The sequence below is a fragment of the Mycobacterium scrofulaceum genome (genome assembly GCF_001667885.1).
GTDB classification, from domain to species: domain Bacteria; phylum Actinomycetota; class Actinomycetes; order Mycobacteriales; family Mycobacteriaceae; genus Mycobacterium; species Mycobacterium scrofulaceum_C.
This window is the reverse complement of record NZ_LZJW01000124.1, coordinates 19,293-39,175: the sequence shown is the minus strand read 5'-3', so window position 1 is coordinate 39,175 and position 19,883 is coordinate 19,293. Positions and strand designations below refer to the sequence as shown.

The 19,883-nt window shown below is 71.0% G+C and carries 23 protein-coding genes and 1 pseudogene; 7 read left to right on the top strand and 17 right to left on the bottom strand.

The window, feature by feature from the left end; translation table 11 throughout:
- Positions 1–9 precede the first annotated feature (9 nt).
- The gene (locus tag A5681_RS18310; RefSeq protein ID WP_067278035.1) at positions 10–1,548 is read right to left on the bottom strand and encodes an anthranilate synthase component I; all 1,539 of its coding nucleotides are present in this window, start codon (positions 1,546–1,548) and stop codon (positions 10–12) included.
- A gap of 94 nt (positions 1,549–1,642) precedes the next feature.
- Here A5681_RS18310 and A5681_RS18305 point away from each other — a divergent pair, with 94 nt between their 5' ends.
- On the top strand, positions 1,643–2,113 hold the full coding sequence (locus A5681_RS18305) for a peroxiredoxin (RefSeq protein WP_067278033.1): 471 nt from the start codon (positions 1,643–1,645) through the stop codon (positions 2,111–2,113).
- On the opposite strand, the gene A5681_RS18300 is transcribed toward A5681_RS18305, so the two are convergent.
- Positions 2,103–3,197 (bottom strand): calcium:proton antiporter, encoded by a 1,095-nt coding sequence (locus A5681_RS18300; protein ID WP_067278031.1) that lies wholly within the window; start codon positions 3,195–3,197, stop codon positions 2,103–2,105. The two genes, A5681_RS18305 and A5681_RS18300, sit on opposite strands and share 11 nt — an antisense overlap.
- A 265-nt stretch (positions 3,198–3,462) precedes the next feature.
- Between A5681_RS18300 and A5681_RS18295 the strand changes: the two genes are divergently transcribed.
- Entirely contained in the window at positions 3,463–3,819 is a 357-nt protein-coding gene (locus A5681_RS18295) for a WhiB family transcriptional regulator (protein WP_067278028.1), read from the top strand.
- Between the two features lie 30 nt (positions 3,820–3,849).
- Here the strand turns inward: A5681_RS18295 and hisI are convergent, their stop codons facing one another.
- From hisI to hisD, 8 genes are read right to left on the bottom strand one after another with little or no spacing between them, the layout of a single operon-like run.
- Positions 3,850–4,197, bottom strand: coding sequence for a phosphoribosyl-AMP cyclohydrolase (hisI, locus tag A5681_RS18290; protein WP_067278024.1), 348 nt, complete (start codon positions 4,195–4,197; stop codon positions 3,850–3,852).
- The gene (gene hisF, locus A5681_RS18285) at positions 4,194–4,979 is read right to left on the bottom strand and encodes an imidazole glycerol phosphate synthase subunit HisF (RefSeq protein WP_067278021.1); all 786 of its coding nucleotides are present in this window, start codon (positions 4,977–4,979) and stop codon (positions 4,194–4,196) included. The genes hisI and hisF overlap by 4 nt, the downstream gene beginning before the upstream one ends.
- Position 4,980: 1 nt before the next feature.
- Positions 4,981–5,784 (bottom strand): inositol monophosphatase family protein, encoded by an 804-nt coding sequence (locus A5681_RS18280; RefSeq protein WP_067278018.1) that lies wholly within the window; start codon positions 5,782–5,784, stop codon positions 4,981–4,983.
- Positions 5,785–5,788: 4 nt separating this feature from the next.
- Complete coding sequence (gene priA, locus A5681_RS18275) at positions 5,789–6,532, bottom strand: bifunctional 1-(5-phosphoribosyl)-5-((5-phosphoribosylamino)methylideneamino)imidazole-4-carboxamide isomerase/phosphoribosylanthranilate isomerase PriA (protein ID WP_067278015.1); 744 nt, start codon at positions 6,530–6,532, stop codon at positions 5,789–5,791.
- A 20-nt stretch (positions 6,533–6,552) separates the two neighbouring features.
- Positions 6,553–7,173 carry an imidazole glycerol phosphate synthase subunit HisH gene (gene hisH / locus A5681_RS18270; protein WP_067278011.1) on the bottom strand — a complete coding sequence of 207 codons (621 nt, stop codon included), beginning with the start codon at positions 7,171–7,173 and terminating at the stop codon, positions 6,553–6,555.
- Positions 7,170–7,790: an imidazoleglycerol-phosphate dehydratase HisB gene (hisB, locus tag A5681_RS18265; RefSeq protein ID WP_067278008.1), complete on the bottom strand. Its 621-nt coding sequence runs from the start codon at positions 7,788–7,790 to the stop codon at positions 7,170–7,172. Before hisB ends, hisH begins: the two co-directional genes overlap by 4 nt.
- Entirely contained in the window at positions 7,787–8,917 is a 1,131-nt protein-coding gene (locus A5681_RS18260) for a histidinol-phosphate transaminase (RefSeq protein WP_067278006.1), read from the bottom strand. Before A5681_RS18260 ends, hisB begins: the two co-directional genes overlap by 4 nt.
- Positions 8,914–10,230: a histidinol dehydrogenase gene (gene hisD / locus A5681_RS18255; protein ID WP_156738044.1), complete on the bottom strand. Its 1,317-nt coding sequence runs from the start codon at positions 10,228–10,230 to the stop codon at positions 8,914–8,916. The genes A5681_RS18260 and hisD overlap by 4 nt, the downstream gene beginning before the upstream one ends.
- Before the next feature lie 104 nt (positions 10,231–10,334).
- Here hisD and A5681_RS18250 point away from each other — a divergent pair, with 104 nt between their 5' ends.
- Both A5681_RS18250 and A5681_RS18245 read left to right on the top strand, forming a co-directional pair.
- On the top strand, positions 10,335–10,757 hold the full coding sequence (locus A5681_RS18250) for a nitroreductase family deazaflavin-dependent oxidoreductase (protein WP_067278001.1): 423 nt from the start codon (positions 10,335–10,337) through the stop codon (positions 10,755–10,757).
- Between the two features lie 275 nt (positions 10,758–11,032).
- Positions 11,033–11,464: a hypothetical protein gene (locus A5681_RS18245; RefSeq protein WP_067277999.1), complete on the top strand. Its 432-nt coding sequence runs from the start codon at positions 11,033–11,035 to the stop codon at positions 11,462–11,464.
- A gap of 15 nt (positions 11,465–11,479) precedes the next feature.
- Here the strand turns inward: A5681_RS18245 and A5681_RS27200 are convergent.
- Both A5681_RS27200 and A5681_RS18240 read right to left on the bottom strand, forming a co-directional pair.
- Positions 11,480–11,598, bottom strand: a pseudogene (locus A5681_RS27200) (nicotinate-nucleotide diphosphorylase (carboxylating)); the annotation flags it as partial.
- A gap of 11 nt (positions 11,599–11,609) precedes the next feature.
- On the bottom strand, positions 11,610–12,638 hold the full coding sequence (locus A5681_RS18240) for a zinc-dependent alcohol dehydrogenase (protein WP_067277996.1): 1,029 nt from the start codon (positions 12,636–12,638) through the stop codon (positions 11,610–11,612).
- Positions 12,639–12,678: 40 nt separating this feature from the next.
- Between A5681_RS18240 and A5681_RS18235 the strand changes: the two genes are divergently transcribed.
- Positions 12,679–13,245, top strand: coding sequence for a TetR/AcrR family transcriptional regulator (locus A5681_RS18235; RefSeq protein ID WP_067277994.1), 567 nt, complete (start codon positions 12,679–12,681; stop codon positions 13,243–13,245).
- Between the two features lie 6 nt (positions 13,246–13,251).
- On the opposite strand, the gene nadC is transcribed toward A5681_RS18235, so the two are convergent.
- The 3 genes from nadC to nadA are packed head-to-tail and all read right to left on the bottom strand — an operon-like array spanning position 13,252 to position 16,726.
- Positions 13,252–14,103, bottom strand: a complete 852-nt coding sequence (gene nadC, locus A5681_RS18230) for a carboxylating nicotinate-nucleotide diphosphorylase (protein ID WP_067277992.1) — start codon at positions 14,101–14,103, stop codon at positions 13,252–13,254.
- A complete protein-coding gene (locus tag A5681_RS18225) occupies positions 14,103–15,680 on the bottom strand; it encodes an L-aspartate oxidase (RefSeq protein ID WP_067277990.1) in 1,578 nt (525 codons plus the stop codon). The genes nadC and A5681_RS18225 overlap by 1 nt, the downstream gene beginning before the upstream one ends.
- Positions 15,677–16,726, bottom strand: a complete 1,050-nt coding sequence (gene nadA, locus A5681_RS18220; RefSeq protein WP_067277987.1) for a quinolinate synthase NadA — start codon at positions 16,724–16,726, stop codon at positions 15,677–15,679. Before nadA ends, A5681_RS18225 begins: the two co-directional genes overlap by 4 nt.
- A gap of 46 nt (positions 16,727–16,772) precedes the next feature.
- On the opposite strand from nadA, the gene A5681_RS18215 reads away from it, so the two are divergent.
- Positions 16,773–17,507, top strand: a complete 735-nt coding sequence (locus A5681_RS18215; RefSeq protein ID WP_067277984.1) for an NUDIX hydrolase — start codon at positions 16,773–16,775, stop codon at positions 17,505–17,507.
- A gap of 162 nt (positions 17,508–17,669) precedes the next feature.
- Positions 17,670–19,010 carry a lipase family protein gene (locus A5681_RS18210; RefSeq protein ID WP_067277981.1) on the top strand — a complete coding sequence of 447 codons (1,341 nt, stop codon included), beginning with the start codon at positions 17,670–17,672 and terminating at the stop codon, positions 19,008–19,010.
- Here the strand turns inward: A5681_RS18210 and A5681_RS18205 are convergent.
- A complete protein-coding gene (locus A5681_RS18205; protein ID WP_067277977.1) occupies positions 19,005–19,658 on the bottom strand; it encodes a DUF2567 domain-containing protein in 654 nt (217 codons plus the stop codon). The genes A5681_RS18210 and A5681_RS18205 overlap by 6 nt on opposite strands.
- Positions 19,655–19,882 carry a hypothetical protein gene (locus A5681_RS18200; RefSeq protein WP_067277974.1) on the bottom strand — a complete coding sequence of 76 codons (228 nt, stop codon included), beginning with the start codon at positions 19,880–19,882 and terminating at the stop codon, positions 19,655–19,657. The genes A5681_RS18205 and A5681_RS18200 overlap by 4 nt, the downstream gene beginning before the upstream one ends.
- Between the last annotated feature and the right edge of the window lies 1 nt (position 19,883).

The window sequence follows — 19,883 nt, the reverse complement described above, 5'->3', positions numbered from 1 at the left end:
GGCCGCGCCTCAGTCATGGTGGTCGGCGTCCGGGGCGGTCAGCGTCTCGGCGGCCGCGATCGCGTTGAGCACCGCGCGCGCCTTGTTGGAGGCCTCGGTGTACTCGTACGGACCGTTGGAGTCGGCCACCACCCCGCCGCCCGCCTGAACGTAGGCCGTCCCGTCGCGCATCAGCGCGGTGCGGATGGCGATCGCGAAATCGGCGTTGCCGGCGAAGTCGAGGTAACCGACCACACCGCCGTAGAGGCCGCGCCGGGTCTTCTCCACCTCTTCGATCAGCTCCATGGCGCGCACCTTCGGCGCACCCGACAGCGTGCCCGCCGGGAAGCAGGCCGTCACGGCGTCCAGCGCGGTCCGGCCCTCGGCGAGCATCCCGGTCACCGTCGACACCAGGTGCATGACGTGGCTGTAGCGCTCGATGTGGCTGTAGTCCTCGACGCGCACGGTGCCCGGCGCGCACACCCGGCCGAGGTCGTTGCGGCCCAGGTCGACCAGCATCAGGTGCTCGGCGCGTTCCTTCTCGTCGGCCAGCAGTTCCTTTTCCAGCAGCTGATCCTCTTCGTCGGTCTGCCCGCGCCACCGGGTTCCGGCGATCGGATGCGTCGTCGCCCAGCCGTCGTGGACGGTGACCAGCGCCTCCGGACTGGACCCGACGACCGAAAAGTCGGTCCCACCAGTGCCGTTCGGGACGTGCAGCAGATACATGTAGGGGCTCGGGTTGGTGACCCGCAGCATCCGGTACACGTCGATCGGATCGACGTCGGTGTCCATCTCGAAGCGCTGGGAGGGGACGACCTGGAAGGCCTCGCCGGCGGCGATCTGCTCGACGAGGTAGTCGACGATCTTGCCGTATTCCTCGACGCTGCGCTGCGCGCGGTAGCGCGGTTCGGGCCTGTCGAACGTGGCGACCGTCGACGGCAGCGGCTGGCCCAGCGCCGCGGTCATCACGTCCAGGCGCGCGACGGCGTCGTCGTAGGCCTCGTCGACGCGCTCGTCGGTGCCGTTCCAGTTCACCGCGTTGGCGATCAGGGTGATGGTGCCCTCGTGGTGGTCGACCGCGGCCACGTCGGTGGCCAGCAGCAACAGCATGTCGGGCAGGTGCAGGTCGTCGACGGCCAGCTCGGGCAGGCGCTCCAGCCGCCGCACCATGTCGTAGGCGAACAAACCGACCATGCCACCGGACAGCGGCGGCAGCCCGGGCAGCGCCCCGGTGGCGAGCAGCTCCAGCGTGGCCCGCAGCGCGTGCAGCGGGTCGCCGCCGGTGGGCGCGTCCTGCGGTACGGCGCCCAGCCACACCGCCTCCCCGTCGCGGACGGTCAGCGCCGACGGCGCTCCCGCACCGATGAAGGACCAGCGCGACCAGGACCGGCCGTGCTCGGCGGATTCGAGCAGGAAGGTGCCCGGGCGATTGGCGGCGAGTTTGCGGTAGGCCGACAGCGGCGTCTCGCTGTCGGCCAGCACCTTGCGGGTCACCGGCACCACACGGTGCTCGGCCGCCAGCAGGCGAAAGTCCTCTCGTGAGGTCGTCGCGGCGAGGTGGGCGTGCACCGAACCATCCTCCCAGATGGGTCACCGCGGCTCGCGGGCGTGACGTGCCTGCGCTTCCCTGGGTCCAAACCCGCAGTGGCGTTACGCTCGCGGCATGAAAACTGGTGACAGGGTCGATGACTTCGAACTTCCCGATCAGACGGGCGCGCCGCGCAAGCTCAGCGAGCTGCTTTCCGGCGGTCCGGTGGTGCTGTTCTTCTACCCCGCCGCGATGACGCCCGGCTGCACCAAGGAAGCCTGCCACTTCCGGGATCTGGCCGCGGAATTCGCCGCCGTGGGCGCCAATCGGGTCGGCATCAGCGCCGACCCGGTGCAGAAGCAGGCCAAGTTCGCCGACATGCAGAAGTTCGACTACCCGCTGCTGTCGGACACCGAGGGCACCGTCGCCACGCAGTTCGGCGTCAAGCGTGGCCTGCTCGGCAAGCTGCTGCCGGTCAAGCGCACCACCTTCGTCATCGACACCGACCGCACGGTGCTCGACGTGATTTCCAGCGAGTTCAGCATGGACACCCACGCCGACAAGGCCTTGGAGACGCTGCGCGGCCGCTCGGCGACTACGGGCTGATCGCCAGGAACACGTAGGCGGCCAGCAACACCAGATGCAGCTCCCCCTGCAGCCGGGTGGCCCGCCCCGGAACGACCGTCAGCATGCTGATCACCACGGTCAGCGCCAGCAGCACCAGCTGAATCGGGCCCAGGCCGAGCACCAGCGGCCCCTTGAGCCAGATGGACGCCAGCGCGATCACCGGGATGGTGAGCCCGATGCTGGCCATCGCCGAGCCGTACGCCAGGTTGAGGCTGGTCTGGATGCGGCCCTGGCGCGCCGCGCGCGCCGCCGCCAGGGTCTCCGGCAGCAGCACCAGCGTGGCGATCACCACGCCGACGAACGACTGCGGGAACCCGGCCGCGTTCACGGCGTGTTCGACGGCCGGCGATTCCTCCTCGGCCAGCCCCACCACCGCGACGAGGGCGACGAGCAGCAATCCGAGACTGCCCAGCGCGGCGGCGCGGCTCGGCGGCTCGGCGTGGCTTTCGTCCTCGAACAGCCGCTTCCTCTGGCCCTTCTGCGCGACCGGCAGGAAAAAGTCGCGGTGGCGCACCGTCTGGGTGAAGACGAAGACCAGGTACACCAGCAATGAGGCGACCGCCGCGAACGCCAGCTGGCCCGGGGAGAACTCCCGGCCCACGTGGCTGGTGGTGAAGGCGGGCAGCACCAGGCTGAGCGTCGCCAGCGTGGTGACCGTGGCCAGCGCGGCGCCGCTGCCCTCGGCGTTGAACAGCGTGACGCCGTAGCGCCGGGAGCCGAGCAGCAGCGACAGGCCCGCGATGCCGTTGGTGGTGATCATCGCCGCGGCGAAGACGGTGTCCCTGGCCAGGGTCGCGGCCTCGTTGCCGCCGGACGCCATCAGGGTGACGATGAGCGCCACCTCGATCACCGTCACCGCGGCCGCCAGCACCAGCGAGCCGAACGGCTCACCGACCCGGGCCGCGACCACCTCCGCGTGGTGCACCGCCGCCAGCACCGCGCCGATGAGCAACGCGGCAGCCAGCGCGACCAGTGCCGGGGACAGCTTCTCGCCCCAGATGACGGCCAGCACGGCGACGGCAAGCAGCGGCACGATCACGGTCCACGACACCCGTCTCAACATCGACCGCCATTCTCATCCACGGCTCGCGATCGGGCGACTTCGGACCTCGGTCGTGATCTTCTCGGCCCGGCGACGGCGTTGCCGCGACGTCTTTGAGCCGAAGGTCCTCGGATGTCTGCGACCAAAGCCCCTACGTTTGCCCAACGGCGTTTCATACGGTCGCAACATTCGCCTCGTGTTTACACAGGCTCGGGCCGTAGAAAATCAAGACAGCCAGCTATCCGAACGCTGAACTCTCAGCGCGGCCGGAGCAAAGGGGGAAGCGATGTCAGCTACGCGAACCACCGCAGAAAGCGGCATCAACGGTCCGACTCGAAACCATTTGCGCGGTCTGCGGACTGAGGATCGCGACGGCTGGGTTTCCAAAGCACGCTGTCGCACCGGCGACCCGGACGAGATGTTCGTTCGCGGCGCCGCCCAGAGAAGGGCCGCGACGATCTGCCGGCACTGCCCGGTAATCCTGGAGTGCGGCGCCGACGCGCTCGAACACCAGGTCGAGTGGGGAGTCTGGGGCGGCATGACCGAACGCCAGCGACGCGCCCTGCTCAGGCAGCACTCCGGCGTGGTGTCCTGGGTCGAGTTCCTGGCCGCCGACCGGCTGCGGCGTCGCACCGCGATTTAGTGCCTGGGTGCCCGCTCGGGCCGCAGCAACCTATGTCTCCGGTTCCAGCAGCAGGTCGGCGTCGAAGCAGCTGTGGTCGCCGGTGTGGCAGGCGGCGCCCACCTGGTCGACCGTCAGCAGCACAGTGTCCCCGTCGCAGTCCAGCCGCACCGAGTGCACGTATTGGGTGTGGCCGGACGTCGCGCCCTTGACCCATTGTTCGCCGCGCGACCGCGAAAAGTAGGTCGCCTCACGGGTTTCCAGGGTGCGGGCCAGCGCCGCGTCGTCCATCCACGCGACCATCAGGACGTCCCCGGTGCCGCGCTCCTGCACGACGGCGGCGAACAATCCGTCGGCGTTGCGCTTCAGCCGCGCGGCGATCTGCGGGTCGAGCGTCATCGGACCGTGATCCCCTCCGCGGCCATCGCGGCCTTCACCTGGCCGATGGTCAGCTCCCGAAAGTGAAAGACGCTGGCCGCCAACACCGCGTCGGCGCCGGCGGCGACCGCCGGCGCGAAGTGTTCGGCCGCGCCGGCGCCCCCGCTGGCGATCACCGGCACCGTGACCGCCGAGCGCACCGCCTGCAGCATCGGCAAGTCGAACCCGGCCTTGGTGCCGTCGGCGTCCATCGAGTTCAGCAGGATCTCCCCGACGCCCAAATCGGCGCCGCGCGAAGCCCACTCGACGGCGTCGATCCCGGTTCCGCGGCGTCCGCCGTGCGTGGTGACCTCCCAACCGGACGGCGTCGGCACCGAGTCCGGGGGCACCGTGCGGGCGTCGACCGACAGCACGATGCATTGCGAACCGAATTGTCTTGCCATTTCCTCCAGCAGGTCGGGGCGGGCGATCGCGGCGGTGTTGATCGAAACCTTGTCGGCCCCGGCGCGCAGCAAGACGTCGACGTCGGCCACCGTACGAACGCCGCCTCCGACGGTCAGCGGAATGAAGACCTGCTCGGCCGTGCGGCGCACCACGTCCAGCATCGTGGCCCGGCCCGACGAGGAGGCGGTGACGTCGAGAAAGGTGAGCTCGTCGGCGCCTTCGGCGTCGTAGGCGGCCGCGAGTTCGACGGGATCGCCCGCGTCGCGCAGGTTTTCGAAGTTGACCCCCTTGACCACCCGCCCGGCGTCGACGTCCAGGCACGGAATCACCCGCACCGCCAGGCCGTTACCGGACGACATCTCAGTAGTCCTCCGGTCGGCCGGTGCTGCGCAGGATGTCGAGTATCTCGGCGTGCGCGCGGGGCCCGGCGGCCAGCGCGGAGTCCGAGGCGGGAGTCCACGGTTCACCGCGGACGTCGGTGACGACGCCGCCCGCCGCCCGCACCAGCGCTACCCCGGCGGCGTGGTCCCACACGTGGCCTCCGAAACTGATCGAGCCGCCGAGGACACCGTCGGCGACGTAGGCGAGGTCCAGTCCGGTGGAGCCGTGCATGCGCAACCGCGACGAGACCCGGCTCAGGTTCTCCAGCACCGCGATGCGATACCGCCCCGGGAACCTGCCCCGCGCGTCGGCGCTGAAGGAGCCGGCGCCGATCAGGGCGTCGGCCAGGTCGATGTCGGCCAGCGGCGGTTGCGCGACACCGTTTTTCATCAGCGGCCCGTCCACCACCGCGGTGTAGCGCTGGTCGACGAAGGGCAGCCAGGTCAGGCCCGCCACCGGGTCGCCGTGATGCAGCAGGCCGAGCAGGATCCCCGCCATCGGCGACCCCGCCGCGTAGTTGAAGGTGCCGTCGACCGGGTCCAGCACCCACACCCATTCCGAGTCGACGTCGGCGCCGCCGAACTCCTCACCGTGCACACCGATCCCGGTCGCCTCTTCCAGCGCGCCGACCACCTGCCGCTCGATCGCGAGGTCGACGTCGGTGGCGAAGTCGTTGCCCTTCTTCTGCACCGCCGAATCGGCGCGGTGGCCCGCCAGGAACGGCTCGGTGGCGTCGTCCAGGATCGCCGACGCCTTCCCCACCAACGCGTCCAGATCGGCCACTGCCCTACCCCGCAACCGCGGCCAGCGCCTGTGGCAGGGTGAACCGCCCGGCGTAGAGGGCTTTGCCCACGATCGCACCCTCGACCCCGCGGTCGGTGAGGGTCGCGATCGCGCGCAGGTCGTCCAGGCTCGACACGCCGCCGGAGGCGATCACCGGGGCCTCGGTGCGGTCGGCGACGGCGGCCAGCAGGTCCAGGTTGGGCCCACCCAGCGTGCCGTCCTTGGTGACGTCGGTGACGACGAAGCGCGAACAGCCCTCGCCGTCAAGGCGTTCCAGCACCTCCCACAGGTCGCCGCCGTCGGTCTCCCAGCCGCGTCCGCGCAGTCGGTGCTGGCCCGCTGGCCTGGTCTTGTCGATCTGGACGTCCAAGCCGACCGCCACCTTCTCGCCGTGCTCGGCGATCGCGCGCGCACACCACTGCGGGTTCTCCAGGGCCGCCGTGCCCAGGTTCACCCGGGCGCAGCCGGTGGCCAGCGCCGCGGCCAGCGAATCGTCGTCGCGGATCCCGCCGGACAGCTCCACCTGCACGTCGAGCTTGCCGACCACCTCGGCGAGCAGCTCGCGGTTGGAGCCGCGCCCGAACGCCGCGTCCAAGTCGACCAGGTGGATCCACTCCGCGCCGTCGCGCTGCCAGCCCAGCGCCGCGTCCAGCGCCGAACCGTATTCGGTTTCACTGCCCGCCTTGCCCTGCACGAGCCGCACGGCGCGGCCCTCGACCACGTCGACCGCCGGCAACAAGATCAACACATTCCCTCCCGAGCCGTTACTCACAAAGCCTCAATCCAGTTGCGCAGCACCGCCGCACCCGCGTCCCCACTCTTTTCGGGGTGAAACTGCGTGGCCGACAGCGGCCCCTGCTCGACGGCGGCCAGGAAGGGCACCCGGTGGGTGGCCCAGGTGAGCACGGCCTCGGGCGAACCCTCCCAGCGCTGCGCGGCGTAGGAGTGCACGAAGTAGAAACGGGTGTCCGCATCCAGCCCCTTGAACAGCGTGGTGCCGCCCCCGGCGTCGACCACGTTCCAGCCCATGTGCGGGATCACCGGGGCATCCAGCCGGGTGACCTCTCCCGGCCACTGGCCGCAACCGGTTGTCTGCACGCCGAATTCGACGCCGCTGGCGAACAGGATCTGCATGCCCACGCAGACCCCCAGCACCGGGTGCCCGGCGGCGACCCGGTCGGCGATGATGCGGTCCCCCTTGACCCTGCGCAGGCCGGTCATGCAGGCCTCGAAGGCCCCGACGCCGGGCACCACCAGCCCGTCGGCCGCCGCCGCGGCGTCGGCGTCGGCGGTCACCTCGACCGACGCGCCCGCCCGCTGCAGCGCGCGCTGGGCCGACCGTAGGTTGCCCGAGCCGTAATCCAGGACGACGACGGATGGTTTTGTCACAGAACACCTTTGGTGGACGGCACGTCCGACACCCGGGGGTCGGGTTCGACGGCCTGGCGCAACGCGCGGGCCACCGCCTTGTATTGCGCCTCGGTGACGTGGTGCGGGTCGCGCCCGTACAGGACGCGCACGTGCAGCGCGATGCGGGCGTTCATGGCGAGCGACTCGAACACGTGCCGGTTGATGACCGTGTGGTACGGCACCGAACTGCCGGCGATGGTGGTGTGCAGCAGGTGATCCGGCTCGCCGGTGTGCACGAAATAGGGGCGGCCGGAGACGTCGACGACGGCGTGGGCCAGCGTCTCGTCCATCGGGATGAAGGCGTCGCCGAACCGGCGGATGCCCCGCTTGTCGCCGAGGGCCTGACCGAGGGCCTGACCGAGGGCGATCGCGGTGTCCTCGATCGTGTGGTGCCCCTCGATCTCCACGTCGCCCTTGGTGCGCACGGTGAGGTCGAAGCTGGCGTGGCTGCCCAGCGCCGTCAGCATGTGGTCGTAGAACGGTACCCCGGTGTCGACGTGGACCTGGCCGGTGCCGTCGAGGTCGAGTTCGATGACGATGTCGGATTCCTTGGTGCGCCGCTCGATACGCGCACGCCGGGTCGCAATGGTGGTCACGGGGCTCCTACGGGGGTGGCTGGGGCCAGTTCGGTGGCGGCGATCTGGGCGCTGGCCCGCAGGAAGGCGTCATTCTCCTCGGCCAGCCCGGTGGTCGCGCGCAGGTAGCCGGGAATCCCGACGTCGCGGATCAGGACGCCGGCGTCCAGGTAGCGTTGCCAGGTGGCCGGGGCATCGGCGAATTGCCCGAACAACACGAAATTCGCGTCGCTGGGAATCACCCGAAAACCCATGCCGCTCAATGCCTTTGTGACGCGTTCCCGCTCGGCGATCAGCGTGGCGACGCTGCCCAGGGTGTCGTCGGCGTGGCGCAGCGCGGCCCGGGCGGCGGCCTGGGTGACCGACGACAGGTGATACGGCAGCCGCACCAGCAGCATCGCGTCGATCACCGCGGGCGTGGCAATCAGGTAGCCGAGCCGCCCGCCGGCGAAGGCGAACGCCTTGCTCATGGTGCGCGTGACGATGAGCTTGGTCGGATATTCCGCCACCAGGCTCACGGCGCTGGGCTCGGAGGAGAACTCGCCGTAGGCCTCGTCGACGATCAAGATGCCCGGCACCGCGTCGAGCAGCCGCCGCAGATCCGGCAGCGAAACGCTCTGCCCGGACGGGTTGTTCGGGCTCGCGATGAACACCACGTCGGGCCGGCGGTCGGTCACCGCGGCCACCGCCGCGTCGACGTCGAGGCTGAAGTCGTCGGCGCGCACGCCCTCCAGCCACTCCGTGCGCGTGGCGTCGGAGATGATCGGGTGCATCGAGTAGGACGGGACGAACCCGATCGCGCTGCGGCCGGGCCCGCCGAAAGCCTGCAGCAGCTGCTGCAGTATCTCGTTGGACCCGTTTGCCGCCCAGACGTTTTCGACCCCGACGTGCACACCGGTCTGGGTGGTGAGGTAGGCGGCCAGATCGCGGCGCAGGTCCACCGCGTCCCGGTCGGGGTAGCGGTGCAGGTCGGCGGCCGCGGCCGCCACCGACCGCACGACGTCGTCCACCAGCGCCCGGCTGGGCGGGTGCGGGTTCTCGTTGGTGTTCAGCCGCACCGGGACGGCCAACTGCGGTGCGCCGTAGGGCGATTTGCCGCGAAGGTCGTCGCGCAGGGGCAAGTCGTCGAGCGTGGGGTCGTCGCTCATCGCTCGAACCTCCGCCGGATCGCCTCGCCGTGCGCCGGCAGGTCTTCGGCCTTGGCCAGCGTGACCACGTGGCCCGAGACGTCCTTGAGCGCGGCCTCCGTGTAGTCGACGACGTGGATGCCGCGCAGGAACGTCTGCACCGACAGGCCGCTGGAATGCCGCGCCGAGCCTGCGGTCGGCAGGACGTGATTGGATCCGGCGCAGTAGTCGCCGAGGCTCACCGGCGAGTAGGGGCCGACGAAAATGGCGCCGGCCGAACGGATTCGGGCGGCCACCGCGGGGGCGTCGGCGGTCTGGATCTCCAGGTGCTCGGCGGCGTAGGCGTTGACCACCCGGACGGCGGCGTCGAGGTCGTCGACCAGGATGATCGCCGACTGACGGCCACCGAGCGCGGCGGTCACGCGCTCGCGGTGCACGGTCGTGCGCAGCTGGGCGGCCACCTCGGTGGCCGTGGCGGCGGCCAGGTCCTCGCTGGGGGTGACCAGCACGCTGCCCGCCATCTCGTCGTGTTCGGCCTGGCTGATCAGGTCGGCGGCCACGTGCGCCGGATCGGCGGTGTGGTCGGCGAGGATGGCGATCTCGGTGGGCCCGGCCTCGGCGTCGATGCCCACCCGGGACCGGCACAGCCGCTTGGCGGCGGTGACGTAGATGTTGCCGGGCCCGGTGATCATGTCGACCGGAGCCAACTCCGCGCCATCGGTATCGGTGCCGCCGTAGGCCAGCAGCGCCACCGCCTGCGCACCACCGACGGCCCACACCTCGTCGACGCCGAGCAGGCGCGCCGCCGCCAGGATCGTCGGGTGCGGCAGCCCGTCATAGCGGGCCTGCGGCGGGCTGGCCACCACCAGCGAGTCGACGCCGGCGGCCTGCGCCGGCACCACGTTCATCACGACGCTGGACGGGTACACCGCGTTGCCGCCGGGCACGTACAGGCCCACCCGCTCGACGGGAATCCACCGCTCGGTGACCGTCGCGCCCGGGCCGAGGGTGGTCGTGACGTCGGCGCGACGCTGGTCGGCGTGCACGGCGCGCGCGCGTTCGATCATCACCCGCAGGGCTTCGACGACCTCGGGGTCCAGGCCGGCCAGCGCCGCCTCGAGCGCGGCCGCGGGCACCCGGACGGCCGCGGGCCGCACGCCGTCGAACGACTCCCCGTATTCGAGCGCCGCCTCGGCCCCACGCTCGGCGACGGCCTGCACGATCGGCCGCACCTTGGGCAGGACGCTCTCCACGTCGGCACCACCGCGCGGCAGCGCGGACCGCAATCGGGCAGCCGTCAGCTCAACGCCCCGCAGGTCGATGCGGGCCATCACGGGTGCCGAAGGGGTGCTCATTGCCTCCATTGTCCCAGAGCAACTCAAGTTGTTATCCGACCGGTACAGTGCCCGGGAAAGGCCCACACAATCCAGGAGCCGTCATGTCTGCGAAGGATCACCCCAATAACGCTCCGGGCGTCCCGATGGTGTTCCCGCCCTGGTTCGAGCGCTTCCAGATCAAGTATTTCAACCCGGCGGTCAAGCCGCTCGCCCGCTTTCTGCCCGGGACCGCGACCATCAAGCACCGCGGCCGCACCTCCGGCACGCCGTACGAGACGATCATCACCCCCTATCGCAAGGGCAATGTCCTGGCGATCGCGCTCGGCCACGGCAAGACGAACTGGGTCAAGAACGTGCTGGCGGCCGGCGAGGCCGACGTGCAGTTCAGCCGTAACCGCGTGGTGCACATCACCAACCCGCGCATTCTGCCGGCCGGGACCGAGGGGCCCGACGCCGACCGCCTGCCGCGGATGGCCCGCATGCAGTTGCGCCGGATCGGCGTTTTCGTCGGCGACATCGCCTGAGGGCTGCTCGCGCTTTTGCGCGTGCGCTCACGGCATTGCGCGTGCGCTCATGGCGGCGACACGCCGCTGGGGTCCGCCCTGGGCGCACACTCAAAGCCCTGGACGCACCCTCAAGCATCACGGGCGGACTGGTGCGGATGTGATTGCTGTGATCCGGCGGCAGCCGCGTCGGGGAACCGTCGGGGAACAAGGACTTAGGGCCCTACGCCGGGGCCCCGACCGGCGAGACCATGACAGGTGCACAACCAACCCCTTAAGCCAGAAGGGATCCCGCCATGGCTGACAACGACCTGACCGCCCGGTTCGAGAAGATCTCCACCGCCGCCAGGGATGCGACCGACAAGGTGCGCGCCGCGGCCCAGAGTGCCCGCGAACAGGTTCAAGCCGACGCCGCCCGCGCCCGCGACCGCGCAGACCAAGCCGCCGATCACCTGGAAGACCGCGCTCAATCCGCCCACGACGAGGCGTCGAAGCACTGGCAGGAAATCGCCGAGAAATGGAAGTCCCACGTGGCCAAGATCCGCAAGGACATGGCGGAGAAGAAGGCCGAGCACGAAGCCAAAGAGATGGATGCGTACGCAAACATGGCCATCGGCTACGCGCTCGACACGATCGACTTCGCCGAGGCCGCGGTGTACGAAGCGGAATACGCAGTGCTCGATGCGCTTTCGGCCCGCTCCGCCGCCGACGCGATGGCCCGAGGGTGATCGTCCGGTAAGGGGTTACATATCCAGGCCGATGTCGAGCGCCCGCGCCGAGTGCGTCAGCGCGCCGACGGCCAGGCAGTCCACCCCGGTGCGGCGTTCTGAAGGCTGAGACCGCCGGACGCCTCGAGCAGCACGTCCGACGGCGCTAGGCCCTGGTGAAGACCGTCTTGCCGGTCATCGTGGGCCAGGCCGAGGGGGCGTCTTCCCACGCGACGACGCGGTCGACGGCCGGCGACACGTCCAGGCCGCCCGCGAGCAGCTCCAGCACCCGCGGGATCACCGTGCGCGCGCTGACCCGCCCGGTGACGAACCGGACGCCGCGGGAGTACATCGGCAGCAACGGCATCTCGACTTGGTATTCGGGATAGATCCCCGTGTCGGTGCACACGCCGTCCGGCCAGGTCGCGCGCAGCGTCGCAGCTAGCAGTGCCGCATCGCTGGTGGTGTGCACCGTGACCGGGTAAGCGCCCCACGACTTCTCGGGCTTGGCGGCGTCGTGGACCGCGGCGCCGAGCTTCTCGGCGGCGGCCAGCCGGTGCGGGTCGGTGTCGACGTAGTCGACGTGGGCGCCCAGCGCCGTGGCGATCGCGGCCGAGTACAGGCCGATCGACAGCCGTCCGAGCACCAGGACGCGGCGATCGACGGGATCGAGCGCGTCCAGTTCCGCACTGAACGGCCCGACGGTGCGCCAGCCGTCGGGAATGTTGTCCGACAGGGACGCGACGGCGACGGGGTCCACGGCGTCGGGGAACGGGATCAGCATCGCGTCGGCGTACGGGACCAGCACCAGGTCGGACATGAAGCCGCCGCCGTCCAGGCCGGAGATCGGCGCCATCCCGTAGGCCGCCATGAACGGCACCGCGCTGCACGAACCGGTCACGCCGCGGCGGCATTCGCGGCAGGCCCCGCAGTTGATCTGGAACGGCACCACGACGCGGTCGCCGGCCCGGAAGCCTTGAACGTCATCGCCGACGGCGACGACCTCGGCCAATCCTTCGTGGCCGACCGCGTACCCCGCCGGCAGCGGCAGCCGCCCGTTGCACACCGCGACGTCGAGGTCACAACACGCCACCGTCAGCGGCCGCACCAGCGCCTGCCCGGGTGCGGTGATCTGCGGCTCGGGCACCTCGCGCCACGCGTACCGCCCGGCCTCCTCGTACGTCAGCTGCCTCATCTCTGCATTCTTGAGTGATCACTCAAGTAAAGTCAAGAGCATGCCGAGACCCGACCGCAGCCGCACCGCACTGATCGATACGGCCGCCACGCTGTTTCGCCGCCAGGGCTACGCGGCGACCGGGCTGAACCAGATCCTCGCGGACGCCGGCGTCAAGCCCGGTTCGCTGTATCACCACTTCCCGCAGGGCAAGCAGCAACTGGCCGCGGCGGTCGTCGCGACCGAAGGCGCCGGCATCGAGCAACTGCTGCGCCGGTTCCTGGCGACGGGCCGGCCGGCGGCCGACATCGTCGACCGCTGGATCGACTTGCTGGCGGCGGGGTTGGCCGGCGACCGGCGCGATGGCTGCCCGATCGAGCCGATCGCCACCGAGTCGGTGCACGCGAGCCCGCTGGTGCGCGACGCGTCGGCCCGGGCCTTCGGCGGCTGGTGCGCGGCGATCGAGGAGCGGCTGCGCTCCGACGGCTGGTCCGCCGCGGAGGCCAAAGACGTTGCACTGGCGGTGATTTCGCTTATCGAGGGGGCGCTGATCCTGTCCCGGATCTCCGGGGATGCGGGCGCGCTGACCGCCGCCAAACCCGCCGCACGCACGCTGCTGCGCGGCTGACGACCCCTACATGTCCAGGCCGATGTCGAGCGCCCGCACCGAGTGCGTCAGCGCGCCGACGGCCAGGTAGTCCACCCCGGTGGCGGCGTAGGTGGCGGCGTTCTGAAGGTTGAGCCCGCCGGACGACTCGAGCAGCACGCCCGGGGAGCGCGCGTCGCGCCGCTGCACGGCCATCTGCGTCTGCCACACCGGGAAGTTGTCCAGCAGCACCAGTTCGGGTTTTTCGGCCAGCACCTCGTCGAGCTGTTCGAGGGAGTCCACCTCCACCTCGCACGGCAGGTCCGGCGCCGCGTCGCGCACCGCCCGCAGCGCGGCGACCACCGATCCCGCGGCCACCACATGGTTGTCCTTGATCAGCGCCGCGTCCCCCAGCCCCAGCCGGTGGTTGACGCCCCCGCCGACCCGCACCGCGTATTTCTGCAGTGCGCGCAGGCCTGGGAGGGTCTTGCGGGTGTCGCGGATCTTGGCCTTGGTGCCGTCCACGGCCTCGACCCAGGCCGCCGTCGTGGTGGCGATGCCCGACAGGTGGCAGACCAGGTTCAGCATGGTCCGTTCGGCGGTCAGCAGGCCGCGGGTGTCCGCGCGCACGGTCAGCACCGGCTCGCCGGGCTGCAGCCGGGCGCCGTCCTCGACACCGTGCACCACCTCGTAGCCGCCGGCGAGGACGGCGTCGAGGACCAGCAGGGCGGCCTCGACGCCGGCGATCACGCCGGGCTCCCGGGGCACCATCGACGCCGTGGCCACCGCGCCGGCGGGCACCGTCGCGAGCGTGGTGACGTCGGGCCCGTAGCGCAAGTCCTCTTCCAGCGCGCGCCGGATGGTGTCTTGAGCGGCGCTCCGCTCGTCGGGCAGCATCATCAGCCCACCGCCGCCAGCGCCTCCACCAGCACGGTGTTCTGGTCCTCGGCCAGCCGCAGCACGCTGCTGCGGGCCTGTTCCGGCGCGGGGTCCGGGTACTCCGCGCGGTGGTGGCAGCCCCGGCTCTCGGTGCGCGCCAGGGCCGCCGCGGTTACCGCGCGGGCGGACACGGCCAGCGCCACGTCCTCGAAATCGCGGCGGCCGGCGACGGCGCGCACGGGCGCCCCCGAGAGCGCGTCGGACAGCCGGGTCAGCCCCGCGGCGTCGCGCACCACCGAGGCGTCGCGGCTCATCGCGGCCTGCAATTCGGCGCGGTCGGGCGCGGTCTGGACGATGGGCTCGGGCGGCACGGCCCGCACGCGCCCGGCCGCCACCGCGTGGGCGGCCGCGGCCCTGCCGGCCCGGCCCCCGACCACCAGGCCCTCGAGCAGGCTGTTGGATGCCAGCCGGTTGGCGCCGTGCATGCCGGTGCGCGCCACCTCGCCGGCCGCGAACAGTCCCGGCAGCTCGGTCTGCCCGTGCACGTCGGTGACGACACCGCCGCAGCTGTAGTGGGCGCCCGGCACGACCGGGATGGGTTGGCGGACAGGGTCGATGCCGGCGGCCCGGCACGCGGCGGTCACGGTCGGGAAGCGGGCCGCGAAACCGTCGATGCCGCGGGCGTCGAGGAAGACGCACGGGTCGCCGGTGGCCTTCAGCCGCGTGTCGATGGCCGCGGCGACCACGTCCCGCGGCGCCAGGTCGCCCATCGGGTGAACTCCCGCGGTGACCGAATTGCCTTGCCGGTCAAGCAGTATGGCGCCTTCGCCGCGGATGGCCTCGGTGACCAGCGGGCGGCGGCCGCCTGCCGTGCCGGCGTACAGCATCGTGGGATGGAACTGGATGAATTCCAGGTCGCTGACCGCCACACCGGCCCACAGCGCCAAGGCGATGCCGTCGCCGGTGGAGCCCTCGGGATTGGTCGTCGCCCCGTAGAGGTGCCCGAGCCCGCCGGAGGCCAGGATGACCGCGGGTGCGTGGATGATTCCGTAGCCGTCCCTATTGGCGACGGACAGGCCGGTCACGGCGGTGCCGTCGTGCAGCACGCGCAGGCCGACATGCCCGGTGCGGATGTCCAGCAGCCGGGCGGCGTGGTCGAGCGCGCGCTGCACCTCGGCCCCGGTGGCGTCGCCGCCCGCGTGCACGATCCGCCGCCGGGAATGCCCACCCTCGCGGGTGACGTCCCATCGGCCGGGGACCGCCTCGTCGAATCGCGCTCCGGCACCGACCAATTCGGACACCGCGCGATAGCCGTCGGCGACGATCGAGGTCACCGCCTCGGGGTCGCACAGGCCGGCGCCCGCGGTCACGGTGTCGGCGACGTGGGCATCGACGGAATCGTCGTTGTCGGGCAGGACCACCGCGATGCCGCCCTGGGCGTAGTGGGTCGCGGTGACCCCGCGCGCCTGGTCGGCCTTGCTCAGGACGACGACGCTGCGCCCGGCGCGGTGCGCGGCCAGTGCCGCGGCCAATCCCGCGGCGCCGGTACCGATCACGACGACGTCGGCGCTGTGCGTCCAGGCGGGGTGGCCGGTCATTCACCACCGCCCGGCTGGCCGATCTCGATCATTCGTTGCACACTCCGGCGGCCCGCCGCCGCGATCTCCGGGTCGACGTCGACCTCGTCGGCCCCTTCCACCAGGCAGCGCAGCAGGGCCGCGGGCGTGATCATCTTCATGTACTTGCACGACGCCCGGTCGTTGACCGCGCGGAAGTCGACTTGCGGTGCGGCCCGGCGCAATTGGTGCAGCATGCCGACCTCGGTGGCGACCAGCACCTTGCGGGCCTGCGTGTGATGCGCCGCGTCGAGCATGCCGCCGGTGGACAGGATCTTCACCCGGTCCGCCGGAAAGGCGCCCTCCCCGGCGAGATACAACGCCGAAGTGGCGCAACCGCATTCGGGGTGCACGTAGAGGTCGGCCTCGGGGTTGGCCCGCGCCTGCTCGGAGAGCTCGTCACCGTTGATGCCGGCGTGCACGTGGCACTCACCGGCCCACACGTGCAGGTTGGTGCGGCCGGTCACCCGGCGCACGTGCGCGCCGAGGAATTGGTCCGGGCAGAACAGCACCTCGCGGTTGGGGTCGATGGACTCGACCACCTCGACCGCGTTCGACGACGTGCAGCAGATGTCGGTGAGCGCCTTGACCGCCGCGGTGGTGTTGACGTAGGAGACGACGACGGCGCCGGGGTGCTCGTCGCGCCACGCGCGCAGTTCGTCGGGGGTGATGGAGTCGGCCAGCGAGCAGCCGGCCCGCTGGTCCGGGATGAGGACCGTCTTCTCGGGGCTGAGGATCTTGGCCGTCTCGGCCATGAAGTGCACGCCGCAGAACACGATGGTGTCCTCGGGCGCCTCTGCGGCGATCCGCGACAGCGCCAGGGAATCGCCGACGTGGTCGGCGACGTCCTGGATGGCGGGCAGCTGGTAGTTGTGGGCGAGCACCGTGGCGCCGCGCAGCTTGGCCAGGCGGCGGATCTCGGCGGCCCATTGCGCGTCTCCGTCGATACCGGCGTAGCCGGCGGGCGAATTCGTGAGGTCGGCCATCATGTCTTCGGCGAGCGTGTCCATGCGATTGATAACCGTCACGGCGGCTCCTTTCAGCCGGCTAGGTTTTCGACTTATAATCGAAAACATGGGCCATACTAGCACTGAACACGAGGTGCTCGCGGTGGTGTTTCAAGTTCGCCGGGTAACCACCGGCCCGCGAACAGAGAAACCCCAGCTGAACGTGCTGTTATGGCAGCGTGCCAAGGATCCGGAGCGCGGCGCCTGGTCGCTGCCGGGCGGACGGCTGCGCAACGACGAAGACATGACCGCCTCCGTCCTGCGACAGCTCGCCGAGAAGGTGGACCTCAAGGAGCTCGCACACCTGGAACAGCTGGCGGTGTTCTCCGACCCGAATCGGGTGCCCGGCGCGCGCGTCATCGCGTCGACGTTCCTGGGACTGGTGCCCTCCCCCGCCACCCCCGAGCTGCCGCCGGACACGCGCTGGCACCCGGTGAGCAATCTGCCGCCGATGGCCTTCGACCATGGCCCGATGGTCACGCACGCGCACGCCCGGCTGAGCGCCAAGCTGTCCTACACCAACCTCGGGTTCGCCTTAGCCCCAAGGGAATTCGCGCTCTCCACGCTGCGCGACATCTACGGCGCCGCGCTGGGCTACCAGGTGGACGCGACCAATCTGCAGCGGGTGCTGGTCCGCCGCGGGGTGATCAGCCAGACCGGCACCATCGCCCAGTCCGGCCGCAGCGGCGGACGGCCGGCCGCCCTCTACCACTTCACCGACTCCCAACTGCGCGTCACCGACGAATTCGCCGCGCTGCGGCCGCCGGGTCAGTTCGACGCCGGCGAACGCCGCCCCGGTTAGGCTTGCGGGAAGCGTCCTGGGGTGACGCGGCCACAAATTGGGTACCAGTGACGTGCACGACCTGGATCCGCCACCGAAGAAGTCGCTCGCAGCGCGGCGATTACGTTTTGGTTACCTGCCGTTCGTACGCGAGAATGCCGGATGGCCTAGAAGGGAGCCGCAATGGCTGAGCTCGGCAATCTGGCAGGCACGCGCGGGGCGGAATGGATCGCCCGGCCGCCGCACGAGGAACTGCAGCGCAAGGTGCGCCCGCTGCTGCCCTCGGACGACCCGTTCTACCAGCCGCCGCTTGGCTTCCAACACGCCGAACCCGGTACCGTGCTGCGCTCCCGCGACGTCGAGCTGGCGTTCCTGGGGCTGATCCCGCAGCCCGTCAAGGCCGTCCAGCTGCTCTACCGGACGATGGACATGAACGGCGAGCCCGAGGCCGCGGCGACCACGGTGATCGTCCCGGCCGAACTCGCCCCCGAACGCCCCTGCCCGCTGCTGTCCTACCAGTGCGCCATCGACGCCGTGTCGTCCCGTTGCTTCCCGTCGTATGCGCTGCGGCGGCGGGCGAAGGCCCTCGGGTCGATCGGCCAGTTCGAACTCTTCCTGATCATCGCCGCCGTCGCCGAGGGTTGGGCCGTCTCGGTGCCCGACCACGAGGGCCTGCGGGGCCTGTGGGGCGCGCCGTACGAACCCGGCTATCGCGTGCTGGACGGCATCCGCGCCGCCCTGGGATCGGAGCGGCTGGGGCTCTCGCCGTCGGCGCCGATCGGGCTGTGGGGCTATTCCGGTGGCGGGCTGGCCAGCGCCTGGGCCGCCGAGGTGTGCGCCGAATACGCGCCCGAGCTGAACATCGTCGGGGCGGTGCTGGGATCGCCCGTCGGGGACCTCGGCAACACGTTCCGCCGGCTCAACGGCAGCTTCCTGTCCGGCCTGCCCGCCCTGGTGGTGGCGGCCCTCGCCCACATCTACCCCGAGCTCGACCGGGTGATCAAAGAGCACAGCAACGAGGAGGGCCGCGCCCTGCTCGAGTCGCTGGAGAAGATGACCACCGTGGAGGCCGTCGTCCGGATGGCCGGCAAGAACATGGGCGACTACCTCGACGAGCCGCTCGATGCCATCCTGTCGACGCCCGAGGTCACGCACGTGTTCGAGAACATCAAGCTGGGTGTCGCGGTGCCGACGCCGCCGGTGTTGATCGTGCAGGCCGTCCACGACTATCTCATCGACGTCAAGGACATCGACGTGCTCGCCGACGCCTATTCGGCCGGGGGCGCCCAGGTGACCTACCACCGGGACGCGTTCAACGAGCACATGCTGCTGCACCCGCTGTCGGCGCCGATGACGCTGCGCTGGCTCACCGACCGGTTCGACGGCCGGCCGCTCACCGAGCACCTGATCCGGACCACCTGGCCGACGATGTTCCACCCGATGACCTACGTCGGCATGGCGCGGCTCACCAGGATCGCGGCCAAGGTCATCCTCGGCCGCAGGATTCACCGCCGTCCGCTATGACCCGGACGCCTCCGGGGCGCTGCCCGCTCCGACCGGCAGCGCATCGGAAGGCCGGTCGCGCGGCGGAATAGCCCCCAGATCGTCGCGGGCGTCGGCGGCCGCCAGCACCGCGTAGACCAGCGCCGCGATCGCGGCGGGCCACAGCAGGGTCAGCGCGACCCGCAGCGGGTCGCCCGCGAAGAACACCGGCGGCGCCTGGATCACGTAGGCGACCGACGGCCCCTTGGGCAGCGGCACCGCGTCGAAGTTCAACGCTCCGTACCGGATTCGCACCAGGGCCGCGCCGGTGGCCGCCGCGACCGCGGCCGCGGCCACCAGGCCGGTCGACAGCGCCACGACCATGCCCGGCCCCCGGCGTGCGCGCCACTGCCACGCCAGCGCCGGCGCCACCACCGCCAGCACGGTGAGCACGCCCAGCATCAGGCAGGGCGCGTCGAAAAAGTGCTGCGACTCGTTGCCGAGGTAGTCGTGAACCCGTTCACCGGCGCGCGTGAGGGCCACCACGGCGTGGATCGGCGGGGCGATCCACGCCCACAGACCGCCGGCCAGCACGCCGGCCGCCAAGGGCACCACCCCGACGACGGCGATCGCGCGCGCCCGTGACCTTCTCGCGACGGCGTCCGGCTGGGTATGCGCGTGCACGGTCATCGCTGGGCCTCCAGGTCGACGGAGTCGACCTGGCCATGCCGCGAGCACCGCGCCCGCCAGCCGTCGGGCCGGACCTGGACCACCATCCGGCGCCCGCATTCCGCGCAGAACCGCGGCGGTTCCAAACCCAACTGCGCCGCTGTCGGCACCGCGGTGCCCCCCAATTCGCCGGTGTAGACGTTGTAGACGCCCGCGCTGACCGGAGCGCCCAGATCCCGAACCACA